This is a genomic window from Vibrio sp. ZF 223, from assembly GCF_003050585.1.
GTDB classification, from domain to species: domain Bacteria; phylum Pseudomonadota; class Gammaproteobacteria; order Enterobacterales; family Vibrionaceae; genus Vibrio; species Vibrio crassostreae.
Genome location: NZ_PIGB01000004.1, coordinates 19413 through 35628, shown reverse-complemented (window position 1 = coordinate 35628; position 16216 = coordinate 19413). Strand labels below are relative to the sequence as shown.

Below are 16216 nucleotides of genomic sequence, written 5' to 3'. Positions count from 1 at the left end.
TTCTACTAACGAGTTAAGCAAAGGTAATGCATTCATTTATTGTAAAAGCATTATTGAAAAATAGTTAATTGTTTTGGAGGTGGTAAGAGGTGAAATGTTTGATTATGTGATTAAGATTCCTTTTAACTCACTAGGCACGCCAAGGTTTACAGAGCTTCCAACTTAATAAACTTATTTTTTTGGTCAGTTGTCAGCCTAAACTGCCCTCTAACCCCTATTTGTGTAAGAAATGGTCTGAATCGAGTTGCAGGTAACTGTAAACGTAAACCTGTTGTTGTTATCACTTGAACTTTACTTGCCGCACCAGAATAGCTGGCTAAAAACTGCTGATATGAGATGTTAAGTTGGAAAATATAGCGATTCATACGATACCTGTATAAATATACAGTGCCGGTATTTTTTGGCACTTGACGATGTCTGACTGTGAAACCTAGCTTGCAACTGAACTTGAAACTGCTCTAGCTTATCGAAAATTCGATGAACCAGAAACAAAAAATCAGTGGCAGATATTCTCTACCACTGACGACTTTTCTTGATAAGTAAACCGTTACTTGAGTACGTTTAACTTAAGCTTCTAGTGCCTTCGTTACTTTCTCAAATAAGTCTTTAGCTAGGTTGTCCATCCCCTTTAAAGTCTCAAGTTCTTTCTTGATCAGAGCTTGGCGTTCATCATCGTACTTACGGAATTTAAGAAGCGGGTCAATCAGACGTGAAGCAACTTGCGGGTTACTGCTGTTAAGCTCACGCAAGATCTCGCCAGCAAACTCATAGCCCTGACCTGACTTGTCATGGAACTGTACCGGGTTCATGTTTAAGAATGAACCAACCAAGTTACGAGTTCGATTCGGGTTCTTCAAACTAAACGCTTGATGTGACATCGATGCTTTGATCACTTCAAGAGCATTGGAACTTGGGTTTGTACCTTGTAGAGCAAACCACTTATCCATAACAAGACCATCGTGTTTCCACTTGTCGCTGTAATCCGCCATCAAGGTTTCACGACATGGTAGTTGCGCACTGTTTGCCGCACCCATTGCTGCCATTGTATCGGTCATGTTGTTTGCTTGTTGGTACATTGCAACAACCAAATCGTTACCCTGTTCTGTGTGCGCTAAGTAACTTAGGCAAACTTTACGTAAAGTGCGCTTACCAATCGAATCGTGATCGATTGTGTATTCAGTGAGAGCATTGCTGTGATAAACCGCAGCTAACTCGTCTTTAAGTTCAGCGGCTAATGTTACTTTCATTGAGTTAAGAACAGATGCAACCGCATCAATATCAACACGCTCGTACCAACCTGATACTTCATTATGGCTTGGCAGTGAAAGCATTTCTGCGATAAACGCAGGCTCTAGTGAATCACTCAGCAGTACGCCACGGAATGCATCAACAACAGAATCAGAAAGCTCAAATGCTTGACCCTGTTGAACCTTCTCAACGTTGCTGCGAATATACTTAGCCAATAGCATTTGACCAGCATCCCAACGAGAGAACTCATTGCGCGCATTCACCATCAAGAAGATAAGCTCTTCATCTGAATAGTCGTACTCCAATTTCACTGGCGCAGAGAATTCACGAAGTAGTGATGGGATTGGTTGTTCAGAAACGTTTTCAAACACGAAGGTTTGTTCCGATTCTTTGACATCTAATACGTTATTAACTGGCTTTCCGTTACATTGTAACTCAACAACATCACCTGAAGCCGTGTACAGCTCGATATCCAGAGGGATATGCAAAGCCTGCTTTTCAGTTTGCTCATGCGTTGGTGCCGTTACTTGGCGAGTTGTTAACGTGTATTGTTTGTTTTCTGCATCGTAATGACTTTCAACAGACAGCGTCGGCGTACCAGACTGGCTGTACCATAAGCGGAACTGAGATAGGTCAACGCCAGATGCATCTTCCATTGCCGCGACGAAGTCTTCACATGTTGCAGCCGTGCCATCATGACGTTCAAAGTAAAGCTTCATGCCTTTTTGGAAACCGTCTTCACCCAACAATGTGTGGATCATTCGGATCACTTCGCTGCCCTTTTCGTAAACAGTCAATGTGTAGAAGTTATTCATTTCTATCACTTTTTCAGGACGAATTGGGTGTGACATTGGGCTTGCGTCTTCAGCGAATTGTGGCCCGCGAATCATACGAACGTTGCTGATTCGGTTTACTGCGCGAGAGCCAAGATCAGACGAGAACTCCTGATCGCGGAATACGGTTAAGCCTTCTTTCAGACTTAACTGGAACCAATCGCGACAAGTCACTCGGTTACCAGTCCAGTTGTGGAAGTATTCATGGCCGATTACTGCTTCAATACCAAGGTAATCTGTATCCGTTGCAGTTTGGTCGTTTGCTAGAACAAACTTAGAGTTAAATACGTTCAGGCCTTTGTTTTCCATCGCACCCATGTTGAAGAAATCAACGGCTACGATCATGTATATGTCTAAGTCGTATTCAAGATTGAAACGCTCTTCGTCCCACTTCATTGAGTTAATCAAAGAAACCATCGCGTGGTTTGCACGGTCTAGATTGCCTTTATCAACAAAGATTTCTAGGTCAACTTTGCGACCCGATTGTGTAGTGTATGCGTCACGAAGTACATCGAAGTCACCCGCAACTAAAGCAAATAGGTATGCCGGCTTGGGATGTGGGTCTTGCCACTTCACCCAATGACGACCGTTTTCAGCTTCGCCTTCATCTACACGGTTACCATTGCTTAATAAGAATGGGTTTTCTGCTTTGTCTGCGATTACTGTGGTGGTGAATTTCGCCAACACATCTGGGCGATCCATGTAATAAGTAATACGACGGAAACCTTCGGCTTCACACTGAGTACAGAACGCACCACCCGACTTATACAAGCCTTCAAGTGCGCTATTCCCTTCAGGGTTAACTTCAGTAACGATGGTTAGAGTAAATTCTTTTGGAAGGTCATTCAGCGTCAGTTGAGTTTCAGACTGCTCGTACTGAGTCCATTCGTTGCCTTCAACCAAAACAGAAACCAACTTCAAGCCTTCACCATCAAGTACTAATGTCGCGCTGTCTTTCTCCTGCTTAACACTAGAAATAGCCGTAACAATGGATGCTGAATCGTATAAATCGAAAGTAAGATCGATATCAGAAATAGTGTGAGATGGTGATTGATAATCTTTACGATACTTGGCTTGAGGTGTATGTGCCATGACGGGTTCCTTTTGATCGTTATACGTAATTATTTGTTAACTGTATATATCTAAAGGTTGAACGCCAAGAACACAAGAGGAATATTAAAAAAAGGAGGCATTGTAAGAAAATGCCTCCATGTTTTGCTATTTTATCAATCAAATCAGAAAGGAAAGGCTAAGAAATGAACTGTGTACCATATTTTCAACGAGCCGATGTTATGGATAAAACTCGTACTTAACGTATGCGATTAAGCACTGCGAACATGTCTCCCTCTTCACCTTGCAGCGTCAACACATCACTGTTCAGTGTATATCGAGTACCGTGTTCACCGTTCTCATAAAGTAACACTAGCTGGTCGCCTTCGGTGTAATACACACCGCGACGAATGACTTCACCGCCTTCTTCATCTGATACTCGAAACATGAAAATAAAATCAGGTTGAAGCACTAAATCCATTTTTTGAATGTTACTCGCACGCAAATCGCTTCCAGACAGTTCGGCGCTTGACCATATTCCAGCCAGAGCGTTGGGCAAGGCTTTGGTGAACATAACACCATTAAGATTCAGCATATTATGATTGCTGCTGTACGCGTAAACTTGGGGCTCAGAAGTATTCAAACCCAAAATAATCGTATCTTCATTGGCGTTATACAAACCTTCCCAATGATCAACACTATAGTCTTTCTTTTGGATATCGATAGTGAATGAGTAATTTGAATCGAGAGTGAGTTTGATTGCTCTAAAGTTTTCAGTACCTTGCTCAGGATCTGGATTCATCAAATACCAATCGCCAAGCAACAGAGGAAGGTCAAAATGAGATAGATTACTATCACTTTTTGCTTGTTGACTGTTCGAAGCAACCTCGCTCCCAAAAGCAACAAAACTTAAACAAGATAAAATTAGTAGAATCCATTTCATACGCGCCCCCTCGTTTTCTTTAAGCTTAGGCTCGTAATGATTAGAAAGCGAAAAAATATGATCCAAGTCACTAAATTTTAAGTGCGAAGTAACTTAAATGTCATTATTCAACGAAAAACAGAGCTAAATGCCCCTTAATATTGCGTGTTCTTTACGACAATCTCAACGGTTACAATCAGATATTCCTGTCAAATCATAGACACAAAAAAAGCGAGCCTAAGCTCGCTTTTTAAAATAGTACGTCTTTTAACAGGCATTCTGTTTATTTCTTGATCATATCCAGCATGATAGCAACTGATTCATCAAGATAAGCATCCGGGGCTTCGTAGTCTTTTGGAATATCATCCAACGTTTTAAATGCCTCTAATTTAGCAGCTTTTTGACGTTGGTTAATACGCTCTAGACGAAGCGCATCCGCATCATCACTCTCTTGTTGACGAACCTTTTCATTAAGAGAAAGGTCGTTGTCGTCTTTATCTGCCTTATATTTTTCAATATCTTGCGCGATAAAGCCAAATTCCATGTCTGTTGCGATACGAGCTTGGTGTTTAGCCGTCAACGCTGCGATTTGCTCATCGTTACGCTGTAACACTGAGTACTTCGCTTTGTCGATGCTGTCCCAAGGAAGAGCATTGTCTTCAACACTTTCACCAGTATCGGCAGGATCAATTGGCGTTGGGTAAGCAATATCAGGCACTACGCCCTTGTTTTGCGTACTACCACCATTGATTCGGTAGAATTTCTGGATTGTGTATTGAACGTAACCCAACTCTTTATCGAACAAATCATAAATATGATTCAAAGAGCGATGCTGTTGCACCGTACCTTTACCGAAAGAGTTTTCACCCAAGATAATTGCACGACCGTAATCTTGCATCGCTGCTGCAAAGATTTCAGATGCTGAAGCACTATAGCGATTCACCAATACCGTTAACGGACCTTGGTAACTGATTTGGCCATCGGTATCACTGTTCACTTTAACACGACCGTAGCTATCACGAACCTGAACAACAGGTCCCTCTTTGATAAACAAACCAGAGAGTTCGGTTGCTTCAGTCAGTGCACCACCACCATTGTTTCGAAGGTCAACAATAATACCTTCAACACCTTGCTCTTTAAGCTCGGTGATCAGTTTATCGGTATCTTTAGAAAGGCCAACATAGAAACTTGGTACTTCTAGTACGCCAATCTTCTTGCCATCTTTCTCGATAACTTCTGACTTAACAGCGCGGTCTTCTAAACGAATCTTATCGCGTACAATTGTGACAACGTGACTTTTTGCATCTTTACCGTCTGGCAAGATCTGTAGCTTAACTTTAGTCCCTTTCGGTCCTTTAATTAATTGCACTACATCGTCTAAACGCCAGCCGATAACATCAACAATCTCTTCACCATCTTGACCAACTCCAACAATACGGTCGCCATCGCTCAATTGTTTGCTATTTGACGCAGGGCCACCAGCAACTAAAGATCGAATAACGGTGTAGTCGTCTGTCATCTGAAGTACAGCACCAATACCTTCTAGAGATAGATTCATCTCGGATTGGAATTGCTCTGCATTTCTTGGAGAAAGGTAACTGGTGTGCGGATCAACTTCTCGCGCGAATGCGTTCATGTAGATTTGGAAAGCATCTTCGTTGTGCGATTGCGTAATACGCTTCATCGCATTGTTGTAACGCTTTTCCAAAACTTCTTGAATCTCTGGCCACTCTTTACCAGTAAGTTTTAGATTCAACGCATCGTATTTAACGCGTTTTCTCCAAAGCTCATTCACTTCAGCGATATCTTTTGGCCATTCCGCTTCGCTACGATTTAGCTCAATACTTTCATCGGTATCAAACTTAATCTCTGTATCTAGCAAAGACAATGCATATTGAAAACGTTCAAAACGCTTCTGCATAGACAAATTATAAACATCGAATGCAATCTGGTTATTACCCGCTTTCAGTTGATCATCAATTTGTGTAGATGACGCAGCGAAAGAGTCAATATCAGCTTGAGTGAAGATATTACGATTATAATCCAGCATCTCTAAGTAACGATTAAAGATAGCTTGAGAGAAATCATCGTTGAGATTGAAGTGTTTATAGTGAGAACGAGTAAATCGAGAAGTAACACGTTTACTAGCAGTTTCGTGTTGGACCTCAGGAGCGAGTAGAGGTAAATCGTCCTGATCTAATTTGGCTTCGAGAGCCTGAGCTGAAGCTGCTAGCCAAAAGCTAGCAGCAATCAGTGTCAATTTTGAACGGCATTTCATGCGTAGGAGTATCTCCTTTAAGCGCGCAAGTGCTCCGCTTTAACAACCATTTGTAGGCCGTTTGCTAACTGAACACGCACATCTTCCTTATTGATTTCAACAATGGTCGCAGCCATGTTTCCTTTACCCATGTTCACATTTACTTCTTTGCCAGCGATGAATTCGTCAGCGTTCAAAGCGCGTGTTTCTACAGGCTTTTCTACTTTTGGTGCTTTAGGCGCTTGACGACGAGGCTGTTGAGCTTTCTTCGCCTTAGGTTTCGCTTTGCCTTCTTCACGAGCTTTTTGTGCTTGTTCTTTACGACGAGCCTGAACTTTCGCTTTGCTTTCTGCAAGTGTAGCTTTAGCGTGTTCAACGTGCTCTTCTTCTAGAGTGCCACACGCGTTGCCGTCTAAGTCAACACGTTCTGCGCCAGCTTTTACGCCGTGCAGGTAACGCCATGATGATGTGTACTGTCTTAACGCTGCACGAAGCTGAGTCTTACTTACTTTTTCATCTTCATTAAGACGTTCAGCAAGATCTTGAAAAATACCAATTTTAAGTGGCTTCGCTTCACCTTCTAGAGTAAAGCATTTAGGGAAACATTCAGCAATATATGCGATAACTTCTTTGCTGTTTTTTAACTTTTCAGTGTTTTCCATGTGGGTTCCTGGTTTTTGCGGTTTTCCGCGAGCATTAAGAAAATATTTTTACGTATTATAGAGAGATGCTTGGGAAAAACCACAGTAAGAGAATAATTTATGCCTTGTTCGCGTGCGAATTAAGCAGCTTTTCCACTTCTGCCATGAAAAATGTCAATCCGTCCTCGTCAATTTGAGAAAAACGGCCAACATTTGGGCTATCGATATCAAGAACACCCGCTATTTTTCCACCAATAGAGAACGGAATTACGATTTCAGAGTTACTTGCAGCGTCACAAGCGATATGACCTTCGAACTCATGAACATCATGAATACGCTGAACGGTATTCGTCGCAACCGCAGTTCCACACACTCCACGCCCTACCGGAATTCGCACACAAGCAGGTTGACCTTGGAAAGGACCCAGTACAAGTTCGTCTTTTTCCTTAGCTTGATCCTGCTTCATTAAATAGAAACCCGCCCAATTCAAGTCATCCAATTCCATGAATAATAATGAACTGATGTTAGCAAGATTAGCAGTTAGATCGATTTCTGATTCAATTAATGCAACGGCTTGTTTGGTTAAGCGTTGGTAATGTTCTATTTTCATATTAACTTCCAATTAAATTGAGACTTCCATTATCAAGAGAACGCAGTAGAATGCGACCATCAAACTAAATAGGACTTATTCTCATTACAATGAACGATTCAGAAGACACTATTAGCCGTTCTTGGTTAATAACTCAAGTAAAAAAACACAAGTCCAAATTACTGTTTGCTAACATTATTGCCATACTTGCAACTCTCATCAGTGTCCCTATCCCGTTGCTCATGCCATTAATGGTTGATGAAGTATTACTTGATAAGCCGGCTTCTGGCTTAGATATGATGAACCACCTACTTCCAACATCGTTGCAGACACCCACTGGCTATATTGCACTGACTTTACTGTTAGTCATTATCATGCGTACCGTTAGCCAAGCGTTGAACATTTTACAAGGGCGTCAATTCACGCTCGTCTCCAAAACAATTACCTATCAAATGCGTAGCAAGATGATAGATAAACTTGGCCGTATTAGTATTCGACAATACGAGACCAAAGGCAGCGGCGGCATTAATGCTCACCTAATAACAGACATAGAGACAATCGATAAGTTCATTGGCTCAACGCTCTCTAAGTTCCTCATCAGCTTCTTAACTGTGTTCGGCACCGCGATCGTGTTGTTATGGTTAGAATGGCGTTTAGGGTTGTTCATTCTACTGGTCAATCCTGTTGTTATTTATTTCTCTCGTAAACTAGGCAGCAAGGTTAAGCACCTTAAAAAGTACGAGAACCAATCTTTCGAACGTTTTCAGAATCGCTTGGTGGAAACCTTAGATGGTATTTATCAGCTGCGTGCAGCGAATAAAGAACGCATTTTTCTCGATGAGCTTAAGATTCAAGCAAACCAAGTAAGAATCGATGCCGACAAATACGCTTGGCAATCTGAAGCTGCTGGCCGCGTTTCGTTTCTCCTCTTCTTGTTAGGTTTCGAGCTTTTCCGCGCTGTCGCTATGCTAATGGTTCTATTCAGTGACTTAACCATTGGTCAGATTTTTGCGGTATTTGGTTACTTATGGTTCATGTTGGGCCCGGTTCAAGAGCTGCTAGGGATTCAATTCTCTTGGTATAGTGCAAAAGCGGCACTGCAACGCATCAACGATCTACTTCAATTAGAAGAAGAGAAGCGCCCGATTAGCAAAGTAAACCCGTTTTATGAAGATCAAGAAGTGACAGTCGACATCGAAGACGTTACATTCTCTTACACATTAGAAAACACTGTTTTAAATAGGCTATCACTACACATCCCTGCAGGTAAGAAAGTCGCTTTGGTGGGTGCGAGTGGTGGTGGTAAATCTACCTTAATCCAGTTGCTAATTGGGGTTTACCAAGCGGACTCAGGTTGCATTCGCTATAACGGTGAAACAACCGACGACATCAGCTTTGATGTAATACGTAATCAAATTGCCGTTGTTTTACAACAACCTATACTCTTTAACGATACATTGAGGCATAATCTGACCCTTGGTGCTGAATACGATGAAATGTCGTTGTGGCGTGCGCTTGAAGTCTCTCAAATGCAAGATGTCATCAAGCAACTCAGCAATGGCTTAGATACACAGATTGGTAGGAATGGCGTCCGACTGTCTGGCGGTCAACGACAACGCTTAGCAATAGCTCGTATGGTGCTGAGCAATCCTAAGTTTGTTATTCTTGATGAAGCGACATCTGCACTCGATACAGCAACAGAGTCAGCACTGCATAAAGCGTTGAGCGAGTTTTTGAAAGATCGCACAACTTTGATAGTGGCTCATCGATTATCAGCGGTGAAACAAGCCGATCTAATCTATGTTTTAGAAGATGGGCAAGTCACACAAACGGGAACACATGGTGAATTGGTTGAACAACAAGGACTTTATCAAACACTCTACGGCAGTGTGCAATCGCACGCCTGATGTTTGTAGTCCTAAGCATTTAAGTCGGGCATCGAGCCTAACTGACGTTTCAACTTGGGAGGTCGCGTGACCTCCCCATTCCCCACCAACCCTTTATCAACTCAGCATCAATGCGATAGTAGCTCAGTGCGCCTTTGTCAGGGCTGCGAACTCCCCGTTGATAAAATGGACATCCCTTTAGGGAAATCCGCTTACTGCCCAAGGTGTGGCACTCAGCTTTATAGAGGCGGCACCCCTAGCCTGTCTGGAAACCTAGCAATCGCTGTCACTTGTTTATTGCTATTTATCCCATCGCACTTTTTCGAATTCATCAGTATTCGCTTGATTGGTGTCATGATACCCGCGACTTTACCATCCGGCGTCTTTACCTTAATGGGCGAAGGTTTCCCTTTGCTTGGTTTGCTGATTCTGTTCTGCAGTTCGATCGCTCCGTTGCTTGTATGTAGCTCGGTGCTCATCACCCATGTATCACTGCGTTTTAAGATCTTCACACCCTTTCGCTATGCATTAGCCATTATTCAGACCCTCAAACATTGGATGATGTTGGATGTGTTTCTGGTAAGTTTGGCGGTCTCATGTTTCAAACTGCAAGATTACTCAGATATTTTTGTAGGCCCAGGATTGGTTGGCTTGATTCTTCTGCAACTTTTCAGCGTATTATTGGTAAGCCGTATCAGTGTGCGTCGCTACTGGGAAGCTTGGGCAAAAGAATCGGACTACTCTTTTGCTGAAAGTAAGAACATACACTGTCACAACTGCCACCTATCTCAACCGGATGGACATACTTGCGTGCGTTGTCACCATGACTTATACCACCGCAAGCCCTACTCTATACAGAAGACATGGGCTCTGCTGTTTGCCGCATCAGTGGCTATTGTGCCAGCCAACGTTATTCCGATTTCTATCCTTATAACAAACGGACAAAGGCTAGAAGACACCATAATTTCTGGTGTCGCGTCGCTGATAAATAGCGATATGTACGGCATTGCAGCGATCATTTTCATTGCCAGTATCGTAGTGCCCGTCGCGAAAATACTCGGCCTCGCGTACATCTTAATCTGTATCAAGATGAAGCGCGCCGTTTACCACAGACAACGCATGACCATCTATTTCATTGTGAAATGGGTGGGGAAATGGTCGGTGATGGACCTGTTCGTTATTTCGATCATGATGACCTTGGTCGACCGTGGACAGATTTTAAACTTTACACCAGGTTATGGTGCAGTCGCTTTTGGCGTCGTAGTTGTTCTCACGATGCTGGCAGCGGAAAGCTTAGATCCTAGGCTAATTTGGGATAACTATACCTCTAAAGATGAGTCAGTGAATGAACAACGATAACCAATCACAAACGTCATATTCACCAGAAGTAAGGAAAAACAAAGGCATCTCACCTTTGTGGATTCTACCGATATTAACCGTTGCATTAGCCGGTTGGTTGGTCATGAAATCGATACACGATGCTGGGCAACGTGTGCAGATATACTTCTCAGATGCCGCAGGTTTAGTCGCAGGTCGAACAACGATTCGTTACCAAGGCTTAGAGGTGGGTATGGTGCGTGACATCACCTTGTCCAAAGATTTATCGAGCATCTACGTTGATGCTGACATCTACCCAGAAGCGAAGAAGCTTCTCTCAAAAGGCACTCGTTTTTGGCTTGTGAAGCCAACGGCAAGTTTGTCGGGTATCTCAGGGTTAGACGCTCTTGTTTCAGGTAACTATATTGCTATACACCCGAGCGAAACCAAAGAAGACCCAGAAACCGTTTTCCAAGCCTTAGAATCATCCCCTTCCGACTTACTGGCTTCTGAAGGTTTGAATATTTCACTGACGACCAAAGATCTAGGCGGTGTGTCTGTTGGTTCTCAAATCGTTTACCGCAAAATTCCAATTGGTGAGGTTTACAACTACCAACTAAACGACAACGCTAAATCCGTTACGATTCAAGCATCGATTAAAGACGAATACAGCCATATCATCACCGACCAAAGCCGCTTTTGGAATGTCAGTGGTTTGGGTGCAAGTATTGGTTTTTCTGGTGTTGATGTTCGCTTAGAAAGCCTAAGTGCCCTATTAGGTGGCTCTATCGCCGTAGACTCTCCAGGAGAAGGCCAACCGGTTGAGATGAACACCAAGTTCAAACTCTACCCAGATTTGAAAACAGCGGGCCGTGGTATTTCTATCAAGATCGCTGTTCCTGACGACAACAAGATCAGTGCAACAGGTGCTCCGATCATGTATCGCGGCATCGAAATCGGTCAAATCACTGACTTGTCGCTGAGTGAAGGGCGCGAGAACGTGGTTGCATCTGCCGCTATCCAGCCGGCATTCAGTGACTTTTTAAATAACGGCAGTAAATTCGTTCTAGAAGAAGCAGAACTATCGCTTACAGGCATGAAAAATATTGCCAACTTAGTGACAGGTAACTTTTTAACCTTGGTACCGGGTGAAGGTGAAAAAGCACGTCGATTTACTGCGATCCGTAAAAACGAGTTCAGTCAGGAACAAGAAAAGTCGGTCGCGATTCGCTTAACCTCAAACAATTCATTCGGGCTGGATGTCGGTACACAGCTTCTTTACAAAGGTATTGCTGTTGGCTCTATCATCCATGTGGGATTAGTTGATGGTGTTGGGACGGGCTCTGATAAGCACGAAGTGTTCATGGATGCACTTATCGATAATGAATACGCGCACCTTATCAAAAGCCACAACCGTTTCTTTGTGACAGGCAGTGCGACGGCAGAGCTAACCGAGTCAGGCTTGAGTGTTACGGTCCCACCGGCGAAGCAGCTTCTTACTGGCTCAATTAGCTTTGTGAGTGAAGGAAAATCTGAGGCTAGAACGAATTACCAGCTTTTCCAAAGTAAATCGTTAGCAGAAATCGCCAAGTTTAATCAGTCTGGTTCAAAGACGCTTTCGTTGTTTGCGAGTGAACTGCCATCAATTTCTAAAGGCAGCCCACTACTCTACCGCAACCTACAAGTGGGTAGTATTTCTGATTTTCAGCTTGCAGACGGTGGCGTAAGAATTAAGGTCACGATCGAAAATCGTTACACGCACTTACTCAATAAACATACCGTTTTCTGGAACCGTTCAGGCGTTGAGGTTGATGCGTCGCTATCGGGTATAAGTATTAAAGCTGCACCGGTTAAAACCCTTATCCAAGGCGGTATTGCTTTTGACTCTCTGCCGGGAATCGACAACAAACTCGGCGATGTGTGGAAGCTTTATAAAGATTCGAAATCCGCTCGAAAATTTGGCCGCGCGATTACCATCACCTCTTCCGGCGATCAAGAAGTCAGCAAGGGCATGGCGATCAAATATCAAGGTGTCACTGTTGGTGAGGTTACTTTGGTGATTCCGAACTTCAACAAGGGCGGTATTGAAATTACTGCGCGTATTTTACCAGAGTACGTCGACAAGATTGCCGTGGCGAACAGTCACTTCTGGTTAGCTGAACCTGAGATTGGCCTTAACGGCATCAAAAACGTCTCTGCGCTGCTCTCTAAGCACATAAATGTAGATCCTGGCAAAGGCGAAAGAAACACGAAATTTAAGCTCAGCAAAGGACCAGAGCAGCCTGAAGGTAAGATATTCCAGCTACAAAGCGAAACGCGAGGCTCGGTATCTGAAGGCACACCTATCCTATTCCGTGAGCTAGAAATCGGCAGTGTTATCGATGTTCAGCTAGGCGAGTTTGCTGACCGTATCATCTCTACAATTCAAATCGAGCCAGACTATGCCTACCTAATCCGCGCAAACACTGTGTTCTGGAACGTATCGGGCGTCGATGTCTCTATCGGTCTGTCAGGCGCAAACATCAAAGCTGGAACGGTAGACAGTTTATTACGAGGTGGTATTACATTCTCAACGCCACCGACGAATGAACTTCAACCAGTGGCAAGCGAAGATCAGTCTTTCTACCTCTATCCTAAAGCCGAAGATGAGTGGAAGTCATGGAGAACTGCGATTCCTCGCCCATAGTGAATCCCCTGACATTCCAGGAAGATTAATTCTTCATCAAAATGCAGCCATTAGGCTGCATTTTTGTTGTTTGCTGTAAATATGGTTTAGGGCGGCCTCATTTTGCTTTAAACTCCACGTATTAATGCAATAAATCGAGATACTCTTTTGCACGCTAACGTATATATTCCTGAAGAATTCCTAACGCACATCGAAGCAATCATGCCTAGTCATCTAGATATGGCTTCTTTTGTCGCATCATGCCAAAAACCACTTCGTAAAAGTATTCGAGTCAACACATTGAAAATCAGTGTTGAAGACTTCCTAGTACGAGCAAAAGAGAAAGGCTGGGAACTGGAACCTGTACCTTGGTGCGAAACGGGCTTTTGGATTACAGCGGACGAAAGTGAAGCGCCACTAGGTAATACGGCAGAACACATGTCTGGTCTTTTCTACATCCAAGAAGCCAGCTCGATGATGCCACCTTCGGCACTTTTCCAAGGCGAAGCTGATTACCAAGCGGTGTTAGACACGGCGGCTGCACCCGGTTCTAAAACAACGCAAATCGCTGCGCTAATGAATAATCGCGGCGTATTGGTTGCCAACGAATACGCAGCAAGCCGTGTGAAAGTCCTTCACGCTAACATTGAACGTTGTGGCGTTCGTAATGCCGCTCTAAGTAACTTTGACGGTCGAGTGTTCGGTGGTTGGTTACCAGAACAATTTGATGCTGTACTGCTTGATGCACCCTGCTCTGGCGAAGGTACCATTCGTAAAGACGCTGATGCGATGAAGAACTGGACGTATCAATCTGTGGTCGACATTGCCGACACGCAAAAAGATCTGATTGAAAGTGCATTCCACGCGCTTAAACCTAATGGTGTGTTGGTTTACTCAACGTGTACGCTTAGCACCGAAGAGAACCAACAAGTGTGTCATCACTTAAAAGAGACCTTTGGTGATGCGGTTGAATTCGAATCTCTGGAGTCACTGTTCGACAACGCAAAAGCAACCACGACAGAGGAAGGTTTCCTTCATATCTTCCCACAGGTGTATGACTCAGAAGGTTTCTTCGTTGCACGTATCCGCAAACTAGCGTCTGTTACTCCACCGGAAGTTAAAAAACGTATGGGTAAATTCCCATTTGAAAAAGCATCAAAGAAAACTCAGCAAGAAGTTGCTGAGCAACTAATGAATACTCTCGATATCGAACTGCCAAGTGACACTCAAGTTTGGATTCGCGACAAAGACGTTTGGCTATTCCCAGAAGCGCTAGAGCCGATGATCGGTGAATTCCGCTTCTCTCGTATGGGAATCAAGATCGCAGAAACCCATAAAAAGGGCTACCGCTGGCAACACCAAGTCGCAACGACGCTAGCCACAGGCAATGAAGCCAACATTGTAGACCTGAGCATCCAAGATGCTCGTGAGTGGTTCATGGGACGAGATGTTCGCCCTGAAGGCTTGTCAGGTAAAGGCGAAGTACTAGTGAAGTACAATGGTGCAATCATCGGCCTTGGTAAGTGGGTTGGCATCCGAGTGAAGAATGGTTTACCACGCGAACTCGTCCGCGATAAGAACCTTTTCTAGTCGCTCGATAAAAGCTCGCACTGTAATGAAACAACAAAAAGCCCAAACAACGTTAATTGTTTGGGCTTTTTCTATTCTTGTCGGCAACTTTATTTCGAGGGAAAGCATTGTAAATCAATAGTTAATTATACAAATATCAATTCAAGTCACTATTTTTAATAACAAAAATCGCTTATTGGAGAATTTAAACTAGACTTCAATCTAACAGTTAAAGAATTAAAACGATTAGCGTAGGCTCTTCGGAGCCCTTTCCCCTAAGCCCAAACAGGAAGATTTGGGCTTTTTTTTGACCGAGAGTATCGCTTATTTAACTAAGCTGATGCCTTCTTTGTCGATCGTGATCTTGCCAGATTTGTACAAACCACCAATCGTCTTCTTGAACGTACCTTTGCTGGTTCTGAATGCAGAGAAAATAACCTCGGGTGAAGACTTATCATTCAAAGGCAGGTAACCGCCTTTCTTCTCAAGCAGGTCAAGAACCTTTGTGCTTAGGTCATCCATCTTAGCGACGCCAATTTTCTGAAGAGACAGATCAATCTTACCGTCTTCTTCACGAACGTTTTTAATGTAGCCTTTTAGCGTTTTACCAATGAATAGCTTACCGATGATGTCTGACGGGAAAATCATGCCCCAGTGTTCACCGTTCACAATCGCTTTGTAACCCAATTGGCTGCGCTCAGCGATAATTAGATCGACTTGTTCATTTTGCTTATAAGCCGCTGGCGTTTTGTCTAACCATTTGTTGAACTTCGTGGTACCAACAATACGGCTCGATGCTTTATCAATGTAGACATATACTAAGATTGACTGACCTTCGTTTAAACGGCCGCGCTGCTCGCTGAAAGGAACAAGAAGGTCTTTACCTTTCACGCCCCAGCTCATGAATGCACCAGTGCTGTTAACACCTTCAACCGTCATTAAACCAAACTGGCCTACTTGAGCGATCGGTTTTTCAGTGGTTGCAGCGATCTGGTTGTCAGAATCAATGTATAAGAAAACATCTAGCTTTTGACCAATTTCAACACCTTCAGGAGTAAATCGTTTCGGCAGCAACACGGTTCCATAGTCGCTAGCGTCAAGGAATACACCGAAGTCTGCTTGTTTTACCACTTCTAAGTTGTTTATTTGACCAATATTAATCATCAAGATTGTCTCTACTTTAAATTTGGCGGAGATTATACGTGATCTCTGATATGCTTTCGCTAGTTTCATTCATAT

11 protein-coding genes are annotated in these 16216 nt (G+C 43.4%); 4 read left to right on the top strand and 7 right to left on the bottom strand.

Annotated elements, in window-relative coordinates; all coding sequences use genetic code 11:
* Positions 1–146: 146 nt before the first annotated feature.
* From CWO13_RS09890 to CWO13_RS09865, 6 genes are all read right to left on the bottom strand, one after another.
* Positions 147–365: a DUF2835 domain-containing protein gene (locus CWO13_RS09890; protein ID WP_004733645.1), complete on the bottom strand. Its 219-nt coding sequence runs from the start codon at positions 363–365 to the stop codon at positions 147–149.
* A gap of 201 nt (positions 366–566) precedes the next feature.
* The gene (gene pepN, locus CWO13_RS09885; protein ID WP_108082865.1) at positions 567–3173 is read right to left on the bottom strand and encodes an aminopeptidase N; all 2607 of its coding nucleotides are present in this window, start codon (positions 3171–3173) and stop codon (positions 567–569) included.
* A gap of 217 nt (positions 3174–3390) precedes the next feature.
* The gene (locus CWO13_RS09880) at positions 3391–4074 is read right to left on the bottom strand and encodes a hypothetical protein (protein WP_108082864.1); all 684 of its coding nucleotides are present in this window, start codon (positions 4072–4074) and stop codon (positions 3391–3393) included.
* A gap of 262 nt (positions 4075–4336) precedes the next feature.
* Positions 4337–6331 carry a carboxy terminal-processing peptidase gene (gene prc, locus CWO13_RS09875; RefSeq protein WP_048660784.1) on the bottom strand — a complete coding sequence of 665 codons (1995 nt, stop codon included), beginning with the start codon at positions 6329–6331 and terminating at the stop codon, positions 4337–4339.
* Between the two features lie 17 nt (positions 6332–6348).
* A complete protein-coding gene (proQ, locus tag CWO13_RS09870) occupies positions 6349–6972 on the bottom strand; it encodes an RNA chaperone ProQ (protein WP_017057223.1) in 624 nt (207 codons plus the stop codon).
* Between the two features lie 97 nt (positions 6973–7069).
* Entirely contained in the window at positions 7070–7561 is a 492-nt protein-coding gene (locus CWO13_RS09865; protein WP_057622357.1) for a GAF domain-containing protein, read from the bottom strand.
* Positions 7562–7650: 89 nt separating this feature from the next.
* Between CWO13_RS09865 and CWO13_RS09860 the strand changes: the two genes are divergently transcribed.
* The 4 genes from CWO13_RS09860 (at position 7651) to rsmF (ending at position 14998) form a co-directional block, all read left to right on the top strand.
* Complete coding sequence (locus CWO13_RS09860; protein WP_102432715.1) at positions 7651–9447, top strand: ABC transporter ATP-binding protein; 1797 nt, start codon at positions 7651–7653, stop codon at positions 9445–9447.
* 54 nt (positions 9448–9501) lie between these two features.
* The gene (locus CWO13_RS09855; protein ID WP_048660782.1) at positions 9502–10785 is read left to right on the top strand and encodes a paraquat-inducible protein A; all 1284 of its coding nucleotides are present in this window, start codon (positions 9502–9504) and stop codon (positions 10783–10785) included.
* A complete protein-coding gene (locus tag CWO13_RS09850; protein WP_108082863.1) occupies positions 10772–13429 on the top strand; it encodes an MlaD family protein in 2658 nt (885 codons plus the stop codon). Before CWO13_RS09855 ends, CWO13_RS09850 begins: the two co-directional genes overlap by 14 nt.
* A 147-nt stretch (positions 13430–13576) precedes the next feature.
* The gene (gene rsmF, locus CWO13_RS09845; protein WP_108082862.1) at positions 13577–14998 is read left to right on the top strand and encodes a 16S rRNA (cytosine(1407)-C(5))-methyltransferase RsmF; all 1422 of its coding nucleotides are present in this window, start codon (positions 13577–13579) and stop codon (positions 14996–14998) included.
* A gap of 303 nt (positions 14999–15301) precedes the next feature.
* Here rsmF and CWO13_RS09840 read toward each other — a convergent pair whose 3' ends face one another.
* Positions 15302–16210, bottom strand: a complete 909-nt coding sequence (locus CWO13_RS09840) for a CvfB family protein (protein ID WP_181359915.1) — start codon at positions 16208–16210, stop codon at positions 15302–15304.
* Between the last annotated feature and the right edge of the window lie 6 nt (positions 16211–16216).